At 72.5% G+C, this 19,203-nt stretch carries 16 protein-coding genes, 1 tRNA gene and 1 riboswitch; of the genes, 1 reads left to right on the plus strand and 16 read right to left on the minus strand.

The annotated features are described in order from the left end of the window. Positions 1 to 60: 60 nt before the first annotated feature. The 5 genes from Sfr03f_RS00250 to Sfr03f_RS00270 all read right to left on the minus strand — a co-directional run bounded on the left by Sfr03f_RS00250 (position 61) and on the right by Sfr03f_RS00270 (position 4,256). Complete coding sequence (locus tag Sfr03f_RS00250) at positions 61 to 645, minus strand: hypothetical protein (protein ID WP_108951611.1); 585 nt, start codon at positions 643 to 645, stop codon at positions 61 to 63. 159 nt (positions 646 to 804) lie between these two features. Next, the gene (locus Sfr03f_RS00255; RefSeq protein ID WP_245967313.1) at positions 805 to 1,665 is read right to left on the minus strand and encodes a MurR/RpiR family transcriptional regulator; all 861 of its coding nucleotides are present in this window, start codon (positions 1,663 to 1,665) and stop codon (positions 805 to 807) included. Between the two features lie 139 nt (positions 1,666 to 1,804). Continuing rightward, positions 1,805 to 2,116, minus strand: a complete 312-nt coding sequence (locus Sfr03f_RS00260) for a hypothetical protein (RefSeq protein ID WP_170145003.1) — start codon at positions 2,114 to 2,116, stop codon at positions 1,805 to 1,807. Positions 2,117 to 2,200: 84 nt separating this feature from the next. Further along, positions 2,201 to 3,085: a Bax inhibitor-1/YccA family protein gene (locus tag Sfr03f_RS00265; protein WP_108951613.1), complete on the minus strand. Its 885-nt coding sequence runs from the start codon at positions 3,083 to 3,085 to the stop codon at positions 2,201 to 2,203. Positions 3,086 to 3,215: 130 nt separating this feature from the next. After that, on the minus strand, positions 3,216 to 4,256 hold the full coding sequence (locus Sfr03f_RS00270) for an SGNH/GDSL hydrolase family protein (protein ID WP_108951614.1): 1,041 nt from the start codon (positions 4,254 to 4,256) through the stop codon (positions 3,216 to 3,218). 165 nt (positions 4,257 to 4,421) lie between these two features. Here Sfr03f_RS00270 and Sfr03f_RS00275 point away from each other — a divergent pair, with 165 nt between their 5' ends. After that, positions 4,422 to 5,810: a cystathionine beta-synthase gene (locus Sfr03f_RS00275; RefSeq protein WP_108951615.1), complete on the plus strand. Its 1,389-nt coding sequence runs from the start codon at positions 4,422 to 4,424 to the stop codon at positions 5,808 to 5,810. A gap of 404 nt (positions 5,811 to 6,214) precedes the next feature. On the opposite strand, the gene Sfr03f_RS00280 is transcribed toward Sfr03f_RS00275, so the two are convergent. From Sfr03f_RS00280 to Sfr03f_RS00330, 11 genes are all read right to left on the minus strand, one after another. Next, positions 6,215 to 7,003, minus strand: coding sequence for a hypothetical protein (locus Sfr03f_RS00280; protein ID WP_108951616.1), 789 nt, complete (start codon positions 7,001 to 7,003; stop codon positions 6,215 to 6,217). 530 nt (positions 7,004 to 7,533) lie between these two features. After that, positions 7,534 to 8,754, minus strand: a complete 1,221-nt coding sequence (locus tag Sfr03f_RS00285; RefSeq protein ID WP_108951617.1) for an acetyl-CoA C-acetyltransferase — start codon at positions 8,752 to 8,754, stop codon at positions 7,534 to 7,536. Between the two features lie 324 nt (positions 8,755 to 9,078). Beyond that, positions 9,079 to 9,161, minus strand: a tRNA-Leu gene (locus Sfr03f_RS00290). 302 nt (positions 9,162 to 9,463) lie between these two features. Then, the gene (locus Sfr03f_RS00295; RefSeq protein ID WP_435841903.1) at positions 9,464 to 10,585 is read right to left on the minus strand and encodes a lytic polysaccharide monooxygenase; all 1,122 of its coding nucleotides are present in this window, start codon (positions 10,583 to 10,585) and stop codon (positions 9,464 to 9,466) included. Between the two features lie 299 nt (positions 10,586 to 10,884). Next, positions 10,885 to 12,294 carry an NAD(P)/FAD-dependent oxidoreductase gene (locus Sfr03f_RS00300; RefSeq protein ID WP_108951619.1) on the minus strand — a complete coding sequence of 470 codons (1,410 nt, stop codon included), beginning with the start codon at positions 12,292 to 12,294 and terminating at the stop codon, positions 10,885 to 10,887. Positions 12,295 to 12,753: 459 nt separating this feature from the next. Beyond that, on the minus strand, positions 12,754 to 13,992 hold the full coding sequence (locus Sfr03f_RS00305; protein WP_159105504.1) for an LPXTG cell wall anchor domain-containing protein: 1,239 nt from the start codon (positions 13,990 to 13,992) through the stop codon (positions 12,754 to 12,756). 283 nt (positions 13,993 to 14,275) lie between these two features. Continuing rightward, positions 14,276 to 15,217 (minus strand): Ppx/GppA phosphatase family protein, encoded by a 942-nt coding sequence (locus Sfr03f_RS00310; protein WP_108951621.1) that lies wholly within the window; start codon positions 15,215 to 15,217, stop codon positions 14,276 to 14,278. Beyond that, positions 15,214 to 15,828 carry a DUF501 domain-containing protein gene (locus Sfr03f_RS00315; protein ID WP_108951622.1) on the minus strand — a complete coding sequence of 205 codons (615 nt, stop codon included), beginning with the start codon at positions 15,826 to 15,828 and terminating at the stop codon, positions 15,214 to 15,216. Before Sfr03f_RS00315 ends, Sfr03f_RS00310 begins: the two co-directional genes overlap by 4 nt. A 45-nt stretch (positions 15,829 to 15,873) precedes the next feature. Further along, a complete protein-coding gene (locus tag Sfr03f_RS00320) occupies positions 15,874 to 16,413 on the minus strand; it encodes an FtsB family cell division protein (protein ID WP_108951623.1) in 540 nt (179 codons plus the stop codon). Between the two features lie 212 nt (positions 16,414 to 16,625). Further along, a complete protein-coding gene (gene eno, locus Sfr03f_RS00325) occupies positions 16,626 to 17,906 on the minus strand; it encodes a phosphopyruvate hydratase (protein ID WP_108951624.1) in 1,281 nt (426 codons plus the stop codon). Between the two features lie 295 nt (positions 17,907 to 18,201). Then, positions 18,202 to 18,906: a LysM peptidoglycan-binding domain-containing protein gene (locus Sfr03f_RS00330; RefSeq protein ID WP_108951625.1), complete on the minus strand. Its 705-nt coding sequence runs from the start codon at positions 18,904 to 18,906 to the stop codon at positions 18,202 to 18,204. A gap of 4 nt (positions 18,907 to 18,910) precedes the next feature. Beyond that, positions 18,911 to 19,079, minus strand: a riboswitch (cyclic di-AMP (ydaO/yuaA leader). Between the last annotated feature and the right edge of the window lie 124 nt (positions 19,080 to 19,203).

Below are 19,203 nucleotides of genomic sequence, written 5' to 3' on the forward strand. Positions count from 1 at the left end.
GCACCCGGTGCGCTCCGGCGTACGGTCCCGGCCGGGGACCCGCGGGAACCCGTTGTCCGGTCAGGCCGGAACCGGGGTGCGGCGGCGGCGTGCCCCACCAGGCGTCGCGTCACCCGCCGCGACGCCCGTGACGCGGTAGCCCCGGACGGTCTTCCCGGCCGGGGCGCCTCCGCGCCGCAGCCAGTCCACCCGCACCCACAGCAGCGCCTCGCCGGCCCGCTCCTGGTGGCCCAGCCAGGCCGCCTTCAGCCACAGGCCGACGCCCGCGCCCGCCAGCGCCATACCGCCGGCCGCCGGCATCGCGAACGAGGACGCCGCCGCGGCGAGGAAGCCGAGCACCAGCCACCACCCGTGTCCGCGCCGCCACACCCGGGACGACACCGCACGGTCCTGCAGTACGTCGTTGCGGCCGGCCCTGGCCGCGGCCTTCACCAGCGCCCGGTACCGCTTGCGCCGGGCGACGGCCACCACGGCGGCGGTCAGCAGGAACAGCACCGCCCCCGCGTACCAGCCGATCCGCCGGCCGGTCAGTCCCGGCAGGAGCGATCCCGCCCCCGCCGCCAGCACCCCGAGCCACCACATCGGGGCCGCTCCCGCTCTCACGACCACGGCCACCCGGGCCAGTCCCTGACCTCCGCGCGCCACGATCCCTCCTCGTCCTCCCGCGCTGTCGCGCTCGTCTCCTGTGTCGGACCGTTCGAGCGAAAATCGTAGTCAAGGCTTGTCAGAACGGCGTCAGTACGGACGAGATCAACATGCGCCGCCGCACGCCGCACGCCGCGCGCCGCCCCGCGCCGGCCCCCGCTACTCGGCGAAGAGCCCCCGGGACGCGGCGCGGACGTCGAACTCCTCGAGCCGGGCCTGCGCCTCCGGCAGGCCGTCGCACATCGCCTCGAGCAGCACCCGGCCCAGCAGCATCGGCGCGCACGCCGTGTCGAAGGCCAAACCGGTGCCCACGGCCGCCGGGATCAGCAGGTCGGACACCCTGGCCACCGGCGCGAAGGCGGAGTCGGCGACGGTCACCACGGTCAGGCCCTCCTGCTGGGCGTGGGCCAGCGCCTCGACCGTCTCCTTCGGGTGGCGCGGCAGCGCGAAGCAGAGCAGGCCGCCCGCACCGGCCCGGCGGGCGCCGTCGATCCGGTCGTGGAGCATCGAACCGCCCTCGGTGAGCAGGCGGACGTCCGGGTGCACCTTGGCGGCGAAGTACGCGAACCCGTGGGCCTGCGCGGCCGCCGCCCGCAGGCCGAGGACCGGCAGCGGGCGGGAGGCGGCCAGCAGCCGGCCCGCCTCGCGGACCGGTTCCGGGTCGGCCAGCGCGTCGGCCAGACGGCGCAGGTTGTCGATCTCCGCCTCGACGGCGCGCTGGTAGGAGTTCGTCTCCGCCCGCTCCCCGCCCTGCGACGGGTCCGCCGGCGCCGGCACCATCTCGCGCAGACGGCGGCGGAGCGCCGGGTAGCCGTCGAAGCCCAGGGCCACCGCGAAGCGGGTGACGGACGGCTGGCTGACGCCGGCCAGCTCCGCGACCTCCACGCTGGACAGGTACGGCATCTCGGCGGCGCGGCGCACCATGCAGTGGGCGATGCGGCGCTGGGTGGGGGTGAGCCGCCGGCCCTCGAAGAGCGCCCTCAGCCGGGCGTCGGCGGGGCTCCCGGTGGTGGTGCTCAATGCATACTCCCTCTCCCGGCGGGTCACTCCGCATGACTTTATTCAGCCCGGCGCGGCGACGGGAGGGGTGCCCGGGGAGCGGACCGTCACGGCGTGCCGGCACCGGGCTCGGCGCGGGCGGGCCCGGAGGAACGCCCGGTCAGACGCCGGCGCGCCGCTGTGCCTCGACGACCAGGTCGGCGGCCTCGGCGACCGTGGACTCGTCCGGGGCCACCGTCGCGAGGTCGTGGGCGGCGACGGTCAGCTGGTCGGCGACGGCGAACATGCCGGCGTCCGGCATCTCCCGCGGCTCGGCGCCGGGCGCCTCCAGCCGCTGGGCCCGCGCCGCGAGCTCGCGGGCCACGCCGAGGGCCTCACCCGCCGCCCCGCGCTGCAGCCGGCTCTGCGGCGCGGCGCGCAAGCGGTCGGCGAACTGTTCCACGGCTCGGGTCAGGGGCGTCGTATCAACCACACCCCGAGACTACGCCCGTCCCGCCCGCCCGGAACGCCGGAAGGGCCCCGGGAGACCCGGGGCCCTTCCGCGTGCGCGGGGTGGTCAGTCGCTGCTGTTCAGGATCGCGATCAGACGGAGGAACTCCGTGTAGATCCAGACCAGGGTCAGCGTCAGACCGAAGGCGGCCATCCACGACTCCTCGCGGGGCGCGCCGTAGGCGATGCCGTCCTCGACCTGCTTGAAGTCCAGGGCGAGGAAGCAGGCGCCCAGCAGGACGCCGATGACGCCGAACATGATGCCCAGGCCGCCGCTGCGGAAGCCGAGGCCGTCACCGCCGCCGAAGACGGCGAACAGCATGTTGACCATCATCAGCAGGACGAAGCCGAGCGCGGCCGCCATGACGAAGCCGGCGAAGCGGCGGTTGACCCGGATCCAGCGCATCTTGTACGCGAACAGGACCGCGGCGAAGACCGCCATCGTGCCGAGCACGGCCTGCATGGCCGCGCCGCTCGCGATGTGCGTGTCGACGATGTTCGACAGGACGCCGAGGAACACGCCCTCGAAGGCGGCGTAGGTCAGGATCAGCGCGGGCGAGGCCTTGCGCTTGAACGACTGGACCATGGCCAGCACGAAGCCGATGAGGGCCGCACCGATGGCGACGCCGTACGACCGGTTGATGTTGCCCATGTCGACCGGCAGCAGCGCCCAGGAGAGGGCGGCGGTGACGATCAGCACGCCGAGGGTGCTCGCGGTGCGCATGATGACGTCGTCCATCGTCATGCGGCCGGCGGAGACCGGGGCCTGCGGGGCGCCGTACTGGGCGGCGTCCTGGGCGTAGGGGTTCTGCGCGTACGGGTTCTGCGCGTAGGGGTTGGCGCCCTGCGTGCCGACAGCTGCTCCCCCGGCCTGCGGCGCGGTGTTGAAGCCCGCGTAGCCGTTGTCGCGGCTGAACCCCCGTCGCGAGAAGACCGGGTTGCTGCTCCTCATTTCACTCCTCCATGGCCACCCTGCGCGGCCTTGGCCTCAAGAGTAATGGACAGGCAAAAAAGTGACTCTACTGCTTGGGTAGGATCTTTCCTTCCCCTCTGCTGCGACGCAACGCATCCGGCCTGCTCGTTTATGCCCCCATGGAGCTGCGGGAGGCGGGCTCGTGGACCGTCGGGGGGTTCACCCGCCGGCGGCGGCGCCGCTTGAGCATGGCCCACGCGCCCCGTACCCCGCCCGGCGAGGCCGCCGTGACCTCGGTGCCGGCCTCCTCGGCCGCCTCCGCCGCGGCGCGGGCCACCGGCAGGAAGCCCTCGTCACGGGTGGCGTCCGGACGCTCCTCCTCGGCCGGCCACAGCGCCAGGGCCGCGCACACCGTGGGCAGCACCGCCATCGCCGCCGTCTGGTACCCCTCGGCCGAGGGGTGGTAGGCGTCGGGGCCGAACAGCTCCCGCGGATGGGCGGCGAACTCGGGCCCCAGCAGGTCTCCCAGCGAGACGGTCCGCCCGCCCTGCTCCACGGTGCCGATGGTCTGGGCGGCGGCCAGCTGGCGCGAGGTCCGTCTCGCCAGCCAGCGCAGCGGCTGCTGGATGGGCTCGATGGTGCCGAGGTCCGGGCAGGTGCCGACGACCACCTCCGCCCCGGCGGTGCGCAGCCGGCGCACCGCGGCCGCCAGGCAGCGCACCGAGCGGGTGGCGGGCGTGCGGCTGGTGACGTCGTTGGCGCCCACCATGATCACGCACACGTCCGGCGGGCCGTCGTGCGCGGCGACCGCCTCGGACACCTGCCGGTCGAGGTCCTCCGAGGTCGCCCCCGGCACGGCCACCACGCGCAGCCGCACCGGCTGCTCGGCGACCGCGGCCAGCCCCGAGGCGAGCAGCGCTCCGGGGGTCTGCCCGGAGCGGTGGACGCCCTGCCCGGCGGCCGTGGAGTCGCCCAGCATCACCAGCCGCAGCGGTGCGCGGCCCGGGACGGCGTAGCCGACTCCGTAGAGGCCGTCGGCGCTGGGGACGTGCGGGTCGTACCCGTTGGTCGTCACCGTGCGCCGGGCCAGATGCATCTCGGCCAGCAGCAGCCCCGCGGCGGCGGCGCCCGCCAGGCCGATGCCGCCCCCGCCGTACGCGGCGCCGGCCGCGATCCGCCGGGCCACGCGTGCCTTCGACGTACTCCACATCCTTCGCCGCCACCTCCTCGTCACCTGCGCACCCGCGCGGTCCCGTACTCCTTGCTTGCCCCGTGGAGGTGGTCGGCCAATCGCGATCGTGACGAGTCGGCGACCCTGTGTCAGGCCCGTAGGCTGGTGGTCACCGAATCAAGACCTGAGCGACCGGAGACAACGGTGCGATTCCACGACTCGATGATCAGCCTCGTCGGCAACACGCCGCTGGTGAGGCTCAACAGGGTGACCGAGGGCATTGAGGCCACGGTCCTCGCCAAGGTCGAGTACTTCAACCCCGGCGGGTCCGTGAAGGACCGCATCGCCCTGCGGATGATCGAGGCCGCGGAGCAGAGCGGCGACCTGAAGCCGGGCGGCACCATCGTCGAGCCGACCAGCGGCAACACCGGCGTGGGCCTGGCCATCGTGGCGCAGCAGAAGGGCTACAAGTGCGTCTTCGTCTGCCCGGACAAGGTCAGCACGGACAAGATCAACGTGCTGCGCGCGTACGGCGCGGAGGTCGTGGTCTGCCCGACCGCCGTCGACCCCGAGCACCCGGACTCCTACTACAACGTCTCCGACCGCCTGGTCCGTGAGATCCCGGGCGCCTGGAAGCCGGACCAGTACTCCAACCCGAACAACCCGCTCTCCCACTACCACTCCACCGGCCCCGAGCTGTGGGAGCAGACGGAGGGGAGGATCACCCATTTCGTCGCGGGCGTGGGCACCGGCGGCACGATCTCCGGTACCGGCCGCTACCTGAAGGACGCGAGCGAGGGCCGGGTCAAGGTGATCGGCGCGGACCCGGAGGGTTCCGTGTACTCCGGCGGCTCCGGCCGTCCGTACCTGGTCGAGGGCGTGGGCGAGGACTTCTGGCCCAGCGCCTACGACCGGAAGGTGGCCGACGGGATCGTCGCCGTCTCCGACCGTGACTCCTTCCAGATGACCCGCCGCCTCGCCAAGGAGGAGGGCCTGCTGGTGGGCGGCTCCTGCGGCATGGCCGTGGTGGCGGCCCTGGAGGTCGCGAAGGGGCTCGGCCCGGACGACGTCGTCGTGGTGCTGCTGCCGGACAGCGGCCGCGGATACATGAGCAAGATCTTCAACGACGAGTGGATGGCCGACTACGGCTTCCTGGAGGACGCGGGCCCGAGCGCGCGGGTCTCCGACGTGCTGGACGACAAGGACCACGGCATGCCGTCGCTGGTGCACATGCACCCCGACGAGACGGTCGGCCAGGCCATCGAGGTGCTGCGCGAGTACGGCGTGTCGCAGATGCCGATCGTCAAGCCGGGCGCGGGTCACCCGGACGTGATGGCGGCGGAGGTGATCGGCTCGGTCGTCGAGAAGGAGCTGCTGGACGCGCTGTTCACCAAGCGCGCGGACCTCGGCGACCCGCTGGAGCGGCACATGTCGGCGCCGCTGCCGCAGGTGGGGTCGGGCGAGCCGGTGGAGGACCTGATGGCGGTGCTGGGTTCCGCGGACGCGGCGATCGTGCTGGTGGACGGCAAGCCGACGGGTGTCGTCAGCCGGCAGGACCTGCTGTCGTTCCTCGCCAGGGGCGGGGAGCGCTGACCCGGCGGAAACGCCGGCCGGGCGGGAGCGCCGGCCGGGCGTGAGCCCGCGGTGCGGGGCCGCGCGGGTGCCGTCGCGGCAAGTGGTACCCGCGTGTCACGTGCGCGCAGCATGGGGTTAACACGGGTCCGGCAGGGTGGTGCGTGCCGGTGGGGGTGGGAGCGGCTCCCCGCCCCGGGCCGGTGTGCGCGATGCCCGGTCCTGACCCGGTCCGCGTCCGGCGCGGGAACCGTCGTCGTCCCGACCCCTCGTCCGCGAGGGGTGCGACGGTTCCCGCGACGCTCTCGTCCACGCCGCGTCCGCGCCCCACGGGGCGCCGCCTGCGCGTCGAACCGTCCCTGCGCGTCGACCCGTCCCTGCGCGGCAGGAAGCCGTGACGTGGCCCGGGGGAGGCTACGGCGCGGTCAGAGGGAGGCTATGACCCGGTCGGCGAGGACGCAGACGTTGTCGGTGGGTCCGCAGGTGAACGTGAGGACGTAGCCGCCGGAGATCCCGGAGCCGCCGAGCAGCGACGGCGCGTCACCCTGGTCTATCGCGGTGGCGAGCCGCTCCGCGGTCTCCCGGTGTCCGGGCGTGACGCACAGCGTCGTCCCGTCGGCGAACTCGTAGACGTCGAGCGTCCCCATCGGCCCGGGCCGCACGTCGGCCAGCGGCGTCTCCGCCTGGGCCAGCTCCTCCAGCCGGGCCAGCGTCTGCTCGTCGTCGGCGACGGCCGGCGACTGCGCGCCGAGCGGGGTGAAGTCGGGGTGGGAGGGGTGACGGCGCCGCGCGGCGGCCAGTTCGGCGGACTCGCCCTCGCCGCCCTCCGCGTCCAGCTCGAGCCCGGCGAAGTCGGCCGGGTGCGGCAGGAAGAACTCGCCGTCCGGCGGCAGCCCCAGCAGGGACCGCGCCTCGGACGCGTCACGCGCCTCCTGCGCGGCCCAGAAGGCCCGCGCCTCGGCCAGTTCCCGCTCCCGCTCCTCGGCCAGCGCCTCGGCGACGGCCGCGCGTATGTCCTCGGTATCGGCGGCGGCCCGCGCGGCGGGGATCCGCGGCGCCGTACCGTCACGCCCGGCGGCGGACCCGTCCGGCACCGCGCTCTCCAACTCGGCGCGCAGCGCGGCGAACTCCCCGCGCAGCCGCCGCAGGGCGACGAGGACCGCGGCCCCCACGACACAGGCGGCGGCGGAGATGACCAGCAGGGCGGTCTGCATGGCGCTCACTGACGTACTCCCGGTTCCCACGGACAAACGCGCCGGACGACGACCGGCGCACCCCCGTACGAGTCGACCCCGACTTTCCTACATCGAGTTCCCCTACCGAGCTTGACGCCTGAACGGCCCGGATGTCAGTGCGAACCACCGCGAATCGGGCGCACAGCGGGGGCGCATCGGTGTCCGCGGTGCGGCTGACCTGCGCGTTCTCGGCCGCGATCGTGGCCCGAGGGAGATAGGTCACATCCTGGCGGAGGTTGGGTCACGGGACGGCACCGGTCCTGTGAAGAACCTCGTCCCGGAGACTGCCGCACAGGGGTGGAGAGGTCCCGGAGAGGCCCTGGAGAGACCGCCGGAGGGGTGCGCTCCGCCCCGCGCCGGCCCTGCGCGACCACGCGAAGCCCGGCCGTGCAGGGCCCCGGAAACCAGCGGGGCCCCGCTCCCGGATCGTCCGGGAGCGGGGCCCGCCGCGGGTCGGTCGCCTCCCGCCGGCGCTCCGGCCGGCGCAGCGCGCGCCGTGCCGGCCGAGGTCAGCTGAGGCGCTCGATGACCATGGCCATGCCCTGGCCGCCGCCGACGCACATGGTCTCCACGCCGAACTGCTTGTCGTGCCACTGCAGGGAGTTGATCAGCGTGCCGGTGATGCGCGCGCCGGTCATGCCGAAGGGGTGGCCGACGGCGATCGCGCCGCCGTTGACGTTCAGGCGGTCCAGGTCGATGCCGAGGTCCTGGTAGGAGGGGATCACCTGGGCGGCGAACGCCTCGTTGATCTCCCACAGGTCCACGTCCGAGACGGACAGGCCGGCCCGCTTCAGCGCCTGGCGGGACGCCTCGACCGGGCCGAGACCCATGATCTCCGGGGAGAGGCCGGAGACGCCGGTGGAGACGATGCGGGCCAGCGGGGTCAGGCCGAGCTCGCGGGCCTTGGTGTCGGACATGATCACCAGGGCGGCGGCGCCGTCGTTGAGCGGGCAGCAGTTGGCCGCGGTGACCAGGCCGTCGGGGCGGAAGACCGGCTTGAGGCCCTGCACGCCCTCCAGGGTGACGCCGGCGCGCGGGCCGTCGTCCTGGGAGACGACGGTGCCGTCGGGCAGCGTCACCGGGGTGATCTCACGCTCCCAGAAGCCGTCCTTGATGGCCTTCTCGGCGAGGTTCTGCGAGCGGACGCCGAACTCGTCCATCTCCTGGCGGCTGACGCCCTTCAGGCGGGCCAGGTTCTCGGCGGTCTGGCCCATCGCGATGTAGGGGTCGGGGAGCAGACCGTCCTCGCGCGGGTCGTGCCAGGTGGTGCCCTCCTGCTGGGCGACCTCGGCGGTGCGCGCCTCGGCGTCCGCGAACAGCGGGTTGTGCGTGTCCGGGAGGCTGTCGGAGTTCCCCTTGACGAAGCGGGAGACCATCTCGACGCCCGCGGAGATGAAGACGTCGCCCTCGCCGGCCTTGATGGCGTGCAGGGCCATGCGGCTGGTCTGCAGGGAGGAGGAGCAGTACCGGGTGACGGTGCAGCCCGGCAGGAAGTCCATGCCCATCTCGACGGCGACGATGCGGCCGAGGTTGTTGCCCTGCTCGCCGCCGGGGAGGCCGACACCGAGCATCAGGTCGTCGATGTCGCGCGGGTCGAGCTCGGGGACCTTGGCGAGGGCGGCCTGGATGATGGTGGACGCGATGTCGTCCGGGCGCAGGTCCTTGAGGGAGCCCTTGAAGGCGCGGCCGATGGGGGAACGGGCGGCTGAGACGATCACGGCTTCGGGCATCAGGGCTCCAGAGGCGTACGCGGCGGATAGGTCGGACTTCCTGGGAAGTTACCGGTCCGTACCCGCGCGGTCACCGCGATGGGGGTGTGACACCGGCCGCATTTTTCTAAGCGCTTGCTTTTTTCCGCCCGTCCGAAGCGGCACGAATCCGGACGGAACGGCCCCTCGGGACACCACCCGGAAACGCGACGCGGGAACGCGACGGCCCCCGGGCGCCCACCTCGTGGTGGGCGCCCGGGGGCCGTCGCGGTGCTGTGCGGTGCGTGGGTTCTTTCTCGGCCTGCTCGGCCACGGACCCTGCCGGGCCGCGTGGCGAGAATGATGTGCCCGGAACCGGACTCGAACCGGTACGCCCCCGAGGGGCAGCGAGGTTTAAGCTCGCCGTGTCTGCATTCCACCACCCGGGCCGGTCGCGGGGCGCGCGAGGCCTGAGCCTAGCGGCGGCACCCCGTTCGAACAGCAGCACACCCGTGAAGTTGTCTTATTTTACGGGCTGCTGACGGACCGTCAGAACCGCTCCTGATCTGTACAGACCCACCCTGGACCCTCCGGCAGGCTACCGAGGTCAACCGGAGATTGACGAGAATTCACTCTGCCCGTCAGGGCGCCCTTCAGGCGCGGAGCCGGAGGTTCCGGTCCCGCCGGGTCTGTGGACAGCCGTGCGACTGTCCACAGACCCTTCACCCTCGGGAAGTGCGGTCCTGGGCGGCTACAGGGCCGTGCAGGAGACGGATCCGGTCGGCAGGTTGCTCCCGGAGGAGTTGGCCGTGAACCCGAAGGTCGTCGTGCCGTCGGCCGGTACCGATCCGTTGTGCGCCGCGTTGGTGACCGTCACCGAGGATCCGGATGTGGTCAGGTTGCCGTTCCAGAGGCTGGCGACGGACGTCCCGGCGGCGTTGGTCCAGTTGACGCGCCATCCCTTGAGGGCCGAGGTACCGTGGTTCATCACCTGCACCTCGCCCTGGAAGCCGCCGCCCCAGGAGCTGACCACCTTGTACGACGCCATGCAGGAGCTGGGGCTCGGCGAGGTCGGAGGCGTGGTCGGAGGGGTGCTGGTGGGCGGCGTGCTGGTGGGCGGCTGGCTCGGCGTGGTGCTGCCGCCGATGCCGGTGACCTGGCCGTTGCCGCCGTCGAAGACGACGTCGGAGCAGGAGTAGAAGTTCTCGTTGCTGTCCGAGCGCACCCACTGGACCATGATCAGGGCGTCACCGGAGCGGCCCGACGGCAGCGAGGTGTTCCAGGAGTAGTAGCCGCCGTCGGCACCCGCCGAACCCGTCTGGGGCGGGTTGGTGACGGTCTGGATCAGCTGCAGGTCCGACCACTTCAGCTGAGAGGTGGGCGACCATCCCTGGCGGGTGATGTAGACGCGGAACGAACCCGGGTGGGCGGCCCAGTTGCTGTACTTGAACTGGAAGCTGGAACCCGAGGTCAGGTGCGTCTTGGGCCAGTCGCTGCGGGCCAGGTTGTAGCCCTTGAAGTCGTACGGGGAGCGGTCGCCGGCGCTGCAGATGGTGCCGTCGGGCACGTAACCCTCGCCACGGCCGCCGGCGTTGGAGTCGAGGACCGCGAACCAGTTGTAGAGGGAGGAGGAGCCGCTCTGGGCGAGGGCCGCCGCGCAGGCCGCGTTGGTCGGGGAGGCCGCGCCGGAGCCGGTGATCGCGTCCTTGTAGCAAAGGTAGGTCCGGGAGCCCGGAGACATGGCGACACCGTGAGCCTCGGCCGGCCCCTGGGCCAGCAGCACCAGGCCGAAACCGGAGAGCAGAGTCGCGAAAGCGGTGAGCAGGGAGGTCTTGCGCCTGAGGCCGCGTAAGCGGCTGGTCAGTCTGGTCACGGCAAGTGCCTTTCGCCGGTCACGCCGGTCGTGCGCCGCCGGGTCGTCCACCCGAGTGCAGCACATGGGCATGACATAGAAACGTGGGGGTGGGAGCGCTCCCACTCCGGACCATAGGGCGACTGTGAACCTGCTGTAAACAGCCCGCGGCAACGAAACATCCCGAAACATCGGCACCGCCCGCCGCGGGCGTCCGAAAAGCAAACGATCGGCCGAAAAGCAACGCCGGAACGCCCGAAGGGGCTGCCCGCACCACGGAAGGTGGGCAGCCCCTTCGGGCTCACGCAGGTGACCGGAGGTCAGGCCTTGGCCTTCTCCTCGGTCTTGCCGGCGGCGACGGCGCTCGGCGCCGGGGCGGCCACGGCGGCGGCCGGGGCCGGCTTGGCGGCCTCGTAGAACTCCTCGCGCGGGTGCTCCATGGCACCCAGCGAGACGACCTCGCGCTTGGTCAGCGCACCGAGGGTCCAGTCCGCGAGGACACGGATCTTGCGGTTGAAGGTCGGCATGGCCATGCCGTGGTAGCCACGGTGCATGTACCAGGCGAGACGGCCCTTGAGCTTGATCTTCATCTTGCCCATGACGATCATCGCCACGCCCTTGTGGAGGCCGAGGCCCGCCACGGCGCCCTTGTTGGCGTGCTTGTAGTCCTTCTGCGGGAAACCGCGCATCGCCGAGAGGACGTTGTCGCCGAGGACCTTGGCCTGACGCAGCGCGTGCTGCGCGTTGGGCGGGCACCAGGCGTTCGGGTTGCCGGCCGCACGGCCGACCAGGTCCGGAACCTGGGCGTTGTCGCCCGCGGCCCAGACGTAGTCGGTGCCCTGGACCTGGAGGGTCGGTGCGCAGTCGACGTGACCGCGCGGGCCGAGCGCGATGCCGTAGCGGGACAGCACCGGGTTGGGCTTGACGCCGGCGGTCCACACGATGGTGCCCGCCTCGACCTCGAGGCCGTTCTTCAGGACGACGTGGCCGTCGACGCAGGAGTCCATGGAGGTGGACAGGTGCACCTCGACGCCGCGCGACTCCAGGTGCTGCTTGCCGTACTGGCCGAGCTTCGGGCCGACCTCGGGGAGGATCTTGTCCGCGGCGTCGACCAGGATGAAGCGCATGTCCTCGCGGGACACGTTCTTGTAGTACTTGGCCGCGTCGCGGGCCATGTCCTCGACCTCGCCGATCGTCTCGGCGCCGGCGAAGCCGCCGCCGATGAAGACGAAGGTGAGCGCCTTGCGGCGGATCTCCTCGTCGGTCGTCGAGTCGGCCTTGTCCAGCTGGGCCAGGACGTGGTTGCGCAGGCCGATGGCCTCCTCCACGCCCTTCATGCCGATGCCCTGCTCGGCCAGACCCGGGATCGGGAAGGTCCGCGAGACCGCGCCCAGCGCGACCACGAGGTAGTCGAAGGGGAGCTCGTAGGACTCGCCGACGAGCGGGGCGACCGTGGCGACCTTGCGGTCCTGGTCGATGGTGGTGACGCGACCGGTCAGCACCTCGGCCTTGCGCAGCACGCGTCGCAGCGGGACGACGACGTGGCGCGGCGAGATGTTGCCGCCGGCGGCTTCGGGGAGGAAGGGCTGGTAGGTCATGTACGAGCGCGGGTCGACGACCGTGACGGTCGCCTCGCCGAAGCGCATCTTCTTCAGAATGCGTCGTGCCGCGTACAGGCCTACGTACCCACCGCCTACAACGAGGATCCTGGGACGCTCCGTGGTGCTCATGGCATCGAGTATCCACCTCATCAGGGGGTGACCTTCGTGCGCCCCTTCACAAGCTTCTACCGGTGCTCTGCTACACTGCGCCGCTCACGTGACCGAGATCATTGCGCGGACGGGGAACGGTGTGCACCTTCCCCTCGTTGTCCATGGCCCGTGAGCTGCTCCTTGTCCGTGTAAGGACGGTGTGAGGAACACGCGGCGACGGGGCGCGCGTCCGCGCCCGCATCGCGGCGGACCCCTCGCACGGATGCACGGAACCGCCTCTTCCGCCCCCTGTCGACCGCTCGTCGCGCCGCTTGTCGCCCTCCAGGGGCCAATTCCTTGTGAAGAACTTCACGAAGGTTCTTCGCGGAGGGGTGGAGAAGGCCCCGGGAAGGACCCTCGCAGGTCCGAACGGCCCTGGACGCGCCGCGGCCCGGCGCTGCGCGGAGGCGCGCCGCCGGGCCGCGGTGGGGGACCTGATCAGGACCGGACTTCGGCCCTGCGGCGGCGGGAGACGACCACCGCTCCGGCGCCCAGCACCAGTGCGGAGGCGGCGGTCAGGGCCACCGGGGTCACCGTGGAGCCGGTCGCGGCGAGGCTGCCGGTGCCACCCTGCGGGGCGGCGCCCGGGGTGGCGCTCGCACCCGGGGCCGGGCTCGCGCTCGTGGACGGGCTCGGCGAGGCGCCGTCGCCCGGCGAGGGGCTCGGGGTGCTGCCCGCGGGCAGGACGTCGATCCCGTAGTTCTTCATCGGGCCGAAGAGGCACGGGACGGAGCCCGTGACCGGGTCCGCGGCGAAGGAGGCGTGGAGGTGGCTCTTCGGGGTGTCCTCGTCGACGGTCAGCCGCATCCTGATCCTGGCCTGGCTGCCGGGCTCCAGGTCCTCGACGACCAGCTCCGGGCTCCCGGCGGGCTCCAGCTCGACCCAGCCGTCCCGGCTCTTCCACTCGACCTCGAGGTCCTCCTGGTCGGCGCCCGGGCTGTCGAGCACGACGAAGGTCAGCGGCTCGACGTCGACCGTGTGCTCGGTGCCGTTGGTGATCCGGAAGGTGAAGGGCACCCGGTCGCCGGCGACCAGCTGCTCGGGCAGACCGACCGCCTTCGACTTCAGCTCCTCGGCCTGGGTGCACTTCTTGGCGTCGGCGAGGGCCTTCTCGGCGGCCTCGGCCTTCTCCTTGGCGGCCTTCTCGGTCTGCTTCGCGAGCTCGTACGCGCGGGCCGCCTCGACCTGGGCGTCGTCGAGCGCCGTGCCGGCCGTCTTCGCCTTCTCGGCCGCCTCGACGTGGGCCTGCCGGGCGTCCTCGAGCGCGAGTTCGGCGTCGGCCAGCTCCTGTTCGGCGGCGGCCCTGCCCGCCTCGTCCGCCTCGGCCAGCGCGGTCCTCGCCGCCCCGACGCGCGTCACGGCGGCGTCGAGGGCGGCCTTGGCCTCGTCGGCGGCCTTCCTGGCCTCCTCGGCGGCGACCACCAGGGCCGGCGGGTCGCTCTTGTCGGGGTCGACGAGGGCCTCGAGCTCGCCGTACGCCTCGATCCGGGCGAGGACGGCCGCGCTGTGGGCGGCGCGCGCCTCCTCGAGGGCCTTCTCCAGCTCCTGGACGGTGGTACCGGCCTCGGCGGCCGCCGGTGCCGACGGCTCCGCGAAGGCCGGCGAGGAGGCGGACAGGGCGACCGGCGCGGTCACGGCGAGAGCGGCGGCCACTGCCAGGTAACGGCGTTTGTGCACGGACTGCCTCCTGGGGCGAAGTGCGCGGGTGCGGCGAGGAACGGCGGGACCACCACCAGGGCCCTCCCCGGGGCCGCCGTGCGCGGTGCGCGAGGCGATGGTCAACTCGCTGGATTTTACGAGCGGTTGACCGTATCCGCCCTGGTCTTGCGCATGATTCCCGCCGGGCCGACAGCCCGGCGTCGGGGACAAACAGGTACGGACCAGGAGGGTTGCCCTCCCGGTCCGCACCGGTTGTGTGAGTCATGTCATGCGCTGCACGGGGCCTCGCCCGAGCGGCCGCTCAGGCGATGCTCCAGGCGATGCCGTCGAGGATGTCGTGCTCGCTGACCACGACCTCCTCGGCGCCGATCCGCTCCATGATCGCCTGCAGCACCAGGGCGCCGGAGCCGATCACGTCGACCCGGCCGGGGTGCAGGGAGGGGATCCGCGCACGCTCGGCGTGCGTGGCGCCCAGCAGCCGCCCGGTGATCTCGCGGACCCGCTCGTAGGGGACGCGGGAGTGGTGGATGGCGGCGGAGTCGTACTCCGGCAGGTCCTGGGCGATCGCCGAGACGCTGGTGACCGAGCCGGCCAGACCGACCAGCGTCCGGGCCTCGCGCAGCGGGACGCTCTCCTCGGCGAGGTCCAGGGCGGCCTCCACGTCGGCGCGTATGGCGGCGATCCGCTCGGCCGTCGCCGGGTCCACCACCGTGCCGTCCTCGACCAGGTGGCGCTCGGTCATCCGCACGCAGCCCACGTCCACCGAGCGCGCGGCGCGCACCCGGTCGTCGCCGACGACGAACTCGGTGGAGCCGCCGCCGATGTCCACGACCAGGAAGGGCTTGGCCAGGTCGGTGCGGCCCGCGAGTTCGCGGGTGGCGCCGGTGAAGGAGAACTCGGCCTCCTGCTCGCCGGTGATCACCTCGGGCTCGACGCCCAGGATGCCGAGGACCCCGGCCACGAACTCGTCGCGGTTCTCGGCGTCCCGGGAGGCGGACGTGGCGACGAAGCGGATCCGCTCGGCGCCGTGCTCCTCGATGACGGCGGCGTACTCGCGGCAGGCGGCGAAGGTGCGCTCCAGCGCCTCGGGGGCGAGCCGGCCGGTGCGGTCGACGCCCTGGCCGAGCCGCACGATCGTCATCCGGCGGTCGAGTTCGGTCAGCTCGCCGGTCGCCGGGTCGGCGTCGGCCACCAGCAGGCGGATGGAGTTGGTTCCGCAGTCGACGGCGGCGACCCGGGTCACTTGTCGCCCTCCTCGACCGGCTCGGCGCTGAAGTACCCCGAGCCGTCCTCCGTGGTCGCGACGTGTGCGCCCTCGCCCGCCTCGGGCGCGGCGCACGCCTGCGGCGTCACGCAGGGGCCTTTGCGCCACCACTCCGGCAGCATGGCGAGGGCCTCGTCGCCCAGCGGGTTGACGCCCGGACCGGCCACCAGGGAGTGCGCGACCAGGACGTGCAGGCACTTGACCCGGTCGGGCATGCCGCCCGCACTGGGGAAGCCCTGCAGCACCTCGATCTCGTCGCGGCGCCGGATGTAGTCCTCGTGGGCGGCGCGGTAGGAGGCGGCGAGCTCCGCATCGGAGGCGAGGCGCTCGGTCATCTCCTTCATCACGCCGTCCGCCTCCAGCGTGCCGATCGCGGAGGCGGCGCGCGGGCAGGTCAGGTAGTACGTCGTCGGGAAGGGCGTGCCGTCCGGCAGCCGCGGCGCGGTCTCCACGACGTCCGGCTGCCCGCAGGGGCAGCGGTGCGCGATGGCGCGCAGCCCGCGCGGGGGACGGCCCAGCTGGAGCTGGAACGCCTCGACGTCCGCGTCGGTGGGCTCGGTGCGCTCGGTGGGCGGCGGGGGCGTTTCCATGCCTGGGGTTCTGCTCTCTCGGTCTACGGGTGGGGCGGTCGGGCGTCAGCGGGCGGCGTCGGCGCGGGCGGCGTCTGCGCGGGCGGCCGCGTGGGCGCCCCGGCCGGCGTCGGCCCGGTCCGCCTCGTCCGCCGTGTCGACGTCCTCCCACAGGATGTCGTACCAGGGGCGGTCCGCGGTGGGCCGTCCGGCGTCCGGCCGCCGCGCCGAGGCGGCGCCGCGCACGGTGAACCCGGTCTCCCCCGGCCGCAGCTGGTGCAGCCGCTTGCGGATCTGCTGCTCGGCGTAGGCGTCGTCCTTCCAGCGCGCCTTGAGGTCACGCAGCTCCTCCACCCGCCGGCGGGCGGCGTCGCGCTCCTCCTCCAGCTTCGCGATCTCGGCGCGCTGGGAGACGTACTGCCGGGTCGGGTAGGCCAGGGCGACGATCAGGGTGCACAGCACCAGGGCGAGCAGCGCGGCCCGGCCGGTCAGCCGGGAGCGGCGGGCCTGGCGGCGGGTCTGGGAGCGGTAGACGCGGGCGGCGGTCTGCTCACCGAGCAGCCGCAGCCGGGTGGTCGTGGAGAACCGGTCCCGGTTCTGCGCCATCTTCTCCGCGCCTCCCCGTCGGCGTGCCGTGTGCCTGCTGTGCCGCGTGACCGTCCTGGCGACCGTCCTGCGTCTTCTTCCCCGCACACGGTACGTGACGCCGGGGCGCGGCGGAGCGCGGCGGGCCGCCCCGGGAGACGGACAGGGGTGTGCCCCCGGAGCCGGAGCTCCGGGGGCACACCGTCTGACGTCGCGGCCCGGGGGCCGGGGTGTCAGCCCTTGAAGCGCGGGAAGGCGCTGCGGCCGGCGTACACCGCGGCGTCGTCGAGGATCTCCTCGATGCGCAGCAGCTGGTTGTACTTGGCGACGCGCTCGGAGCGGGCCGGGGCGCCGGTCTTGATCTGACCGCAGTTGGTGGCGACGGCGAGGTCGGCGATGGTGACGTCCTCGGTCTCGCCGGAGCGGTGGGACATCATGCACTTGAAGCCGTTGCGCTGGGCCAGCTCGACGGCGTCCAGGGTCTCGGTCAGCGAGCCGATCTGGTTGACCTTCACCAGCAGGGCGTTGGCGGCGCCCTCCTCGATGCCGCGGCCCAGGCGCTCCGGGTTGGTGACGAAGAGGTCGTCGCCGACGAGCTGGACCTTGTCGCCCAGCTTCTCGGTGATGGTCTTCCAGCCGTCCCAGTCGTCCTCGAACAGCGGGTCCTCGATGGAGACGAGCGGGTAGGCCGCGACGAGCTCCTCGTAGTACTCCGTCATCTCGGCGGCGGAGCGCTCCTTGCCCTCGAAGAGGTACTTGCCGTCCTTGTAGAACTCGGAGGCGGCGACGTCGAGCGCGAGGGCGATCTGCTGGCCGGGGGTGTAGCCGGCCTCCTTGATCGCCTCGAGGATCAGGTCCAGCGCCTCGCGGTTGGAGCCGAGGTTGGGGGCGAAGCCGCCCTCGTCGCCGAGGCCGGTGGCCAGGCCCTTGGTCTTCAGCACCTTCTTGAGGGTGTGGTAGACCTCGGTGCCCCAGCGCAGGGCCTCGGAGAAGGACTCGGCGCCGATCGGCGCGATCATGAACTCCTGGATGTCCACGTTGGAGTCGGCGTGCGAGCCGCCGTTCAGGATGTTCATCATCGGCACCGGGAGCAGGTGCGCGTTGGGGCCGCCCAGGTAGCGGAAGAGCGGCAGGTCGCTGGCCTCGGAGGCGGCGTGCGCCACGGCGAGGGAGACGCCGAGGATGGCGTTGGCGCCGAGGGAGCCCTTGTTGTCGGTGGCGTCCAGGTCGAACATCGCCTGGTCGATCAGGCGCTGCTCGGTGGCGTCGTAGCCGACGAGCTCCGGGCCGATCTGCTCGATGACGGCGAGGACGGCCTTCTCCACGCCCTTGCCGAGGTAGCGGTTCTTGTCACCGTCGCGAAGCTCAATGGCCTCGAAGGCGCCGGTGGAGGCGCCGGACGGAACAGCGGCACGGCCGGTGCTGCCGTCGTCGAGGCCGACCTCGACCTCGACCGTGGGGTTGCCTCGGGAGTCCAGGATTTCCCGGGCTACGACGACGTCGATGGACGGCACGAGCATCTCCTTCTGGGATGTGACGCGGGTGGTGCCGGACCACCTGGTCCGGCACGGGGTGCACAGCCTCCGTGGCTCTGCGAGACCGAGCCTAACCGGCCGGACGGGATCGGCCAGCCGGTCGCCCCCTCTACGGAGGGGTAACAGGAGATTAATTGTTCCGACCCGAAACAAAAAGTCGGTGGACGTATTGCGCGCAAATGCCCCGCCCCCGTGCGCGGATCACGCACACGGGGGCGGGGCTGCCACGGGGCGGGGCCGCCGCTGAGGGCAGGGCCGCCGCCGGGGCGGGCGGTCAGCTCAGGTGGAGCATCTGGCCCGGGTAGATCAGCTGCGGGTTCTCGACGACACCCTTGTTCAGCTTGTACAGCTTCTTCCAGCCGCCCTTGGTGTGGTGCTTCTCGGCGATCAGGCTGAGCGAGTCGCCCTTGCGGACCTTGTACTCGCCGTCACCCTTCAGCACCTTCTTGCCGGTGGGCGTGGTGACCTTCTCCGCCTTCTTGGGCTTCTCGGCCTTGACGGGCTGGGCGGGCTTCTCGGTCTCCGGCGCGGGGGCCGGGGCCGGGGCCTCCTGCTGCGGGGCCTGCTCCTGGGCGGGGGCCTCGGCGGCACCGCCGCCCTGGTACGGAGCGCTGGACAGGCCGACGCCGCAGTGCGGCCAGGCGCCCGGGCCCTGCTCGGCGAGGACCTTCTCGGCTATCTCGATCTGCTGGGCCTTGGTGGCCTGGTTGGCCTGGGCGGCGTACTGGGTGCCGCCGAAGCCGGCCCAGGTCTGGTTGGTGAACTGCAGACCGCCGTAGAAACCGTTGCCGGTGTTGATGGACCAGTCACCGCCCGACTCGCACTGGGCGACGGCGTCCCACTCGGACTCGGTGGCGGCGGAGGCGGTGCCCGCGGTGATCAGCGGGGCGGCCACGACGGCGCCGGCGAGACCGGCGACGGCGAAGGCGCGCTTGGCCTTGGAGGGGCGACGGTGCTTGCCCTGGCAGGAAAACGACATGGAGGTATCCCCTCACCGACGCCTGCGAGGTGAGCTGTCGGGTTCGGGCTATGAGGGTCGCCCGGCCGCGCACCTCCCGGTGCACGGCTTCACCCCAAGCCGGTCCGGCGATCTGGCTGCCGGACCCGGCGCTTACCTGGTTCCCCCGCTCCTGCCTACGGCGCATGACGCGACGACATGTCCCGTACGGCCGTTGGCAGGATTAGGCGTGACGGCCGCCGGGGCCCGCTGGAGCGAGCGGTTCGACGTTAGCCACGCCCATGCCGGGATTTCAAAGACGATCAGGGCTTCTGAGAC

It is taken from the genome of Streptomyces fragilis (assembly GCF_003112515.1).
Taxonomy (GTDB): Bacteria; Actinomycetota; Actinomycetes; order Streptomycetales; family Streptomycetaceae; genus Streptomyces; species Streptomyces fragilis.

Bases quoted from the DNA above. Each gene is read 5' to 3' on its own strand.
- Sfr03f_RS00265 (WP_108951613.1), bottom strand. From the start codon at position 3,085: ATGAGGAGCAGCAACCCGGTCTTCTCGCGACGGGGGTTCAGCCGCGAC.
- Sfr03f_RS00285 (WP_108951617.1), bottom strand. From the start codon at position 8,754: ATGCCCGAAGCCGTGATCGTCTCAGCCGCCCGTTCCCCCATCGGCCGC.
- Sfr03f_RS00280 (WP_108951616.1), bottom strand. From the start codon at position 7,003: ATGCAGACCGCCCTGCTGGTCATCTCCGCCGCCGCCTGTGTCGTGGGG.
- Sfr03f_RS00315 (WP_108951622.1), bottom strand. From the start codon at position 15,828: ATGGAAACGCCCCCGCCGCCCACCGAGCGCACCGAGCCCACCGACGCG.
- Sfr03f_RS00320 (WP_108951623.1), bottom strand. From the start codon at position 16,413: ATGGCGCAGAACCGGGACCGGTTCTCCACGACCACCCGGCTGCGGCTG.
- Sfr03f_RS00300 (WP_108951619.1), bottom strand. From the start codon at position 12,294: ATGAGCACCACGGAGCGTCCCAGGATCCTCGTTGTAGGCGGTGGGTAC.
- Sfr03f_RS00330 (WP_108951625.1), bottom strand. From the start codon at position 18,906: ATGTCGTTTTCCTGCCAGGGCAAGCACCGTCGCCCCTCCAAGGCCAAG.
- Sfr03f_RS00270 (WP_108951614.1), bottom strand. From the start codon at position 4,256: ATGTGGAGTACGTCGAAGGCACGCGTGGCCCGGCGGATCGCGGCCGGC.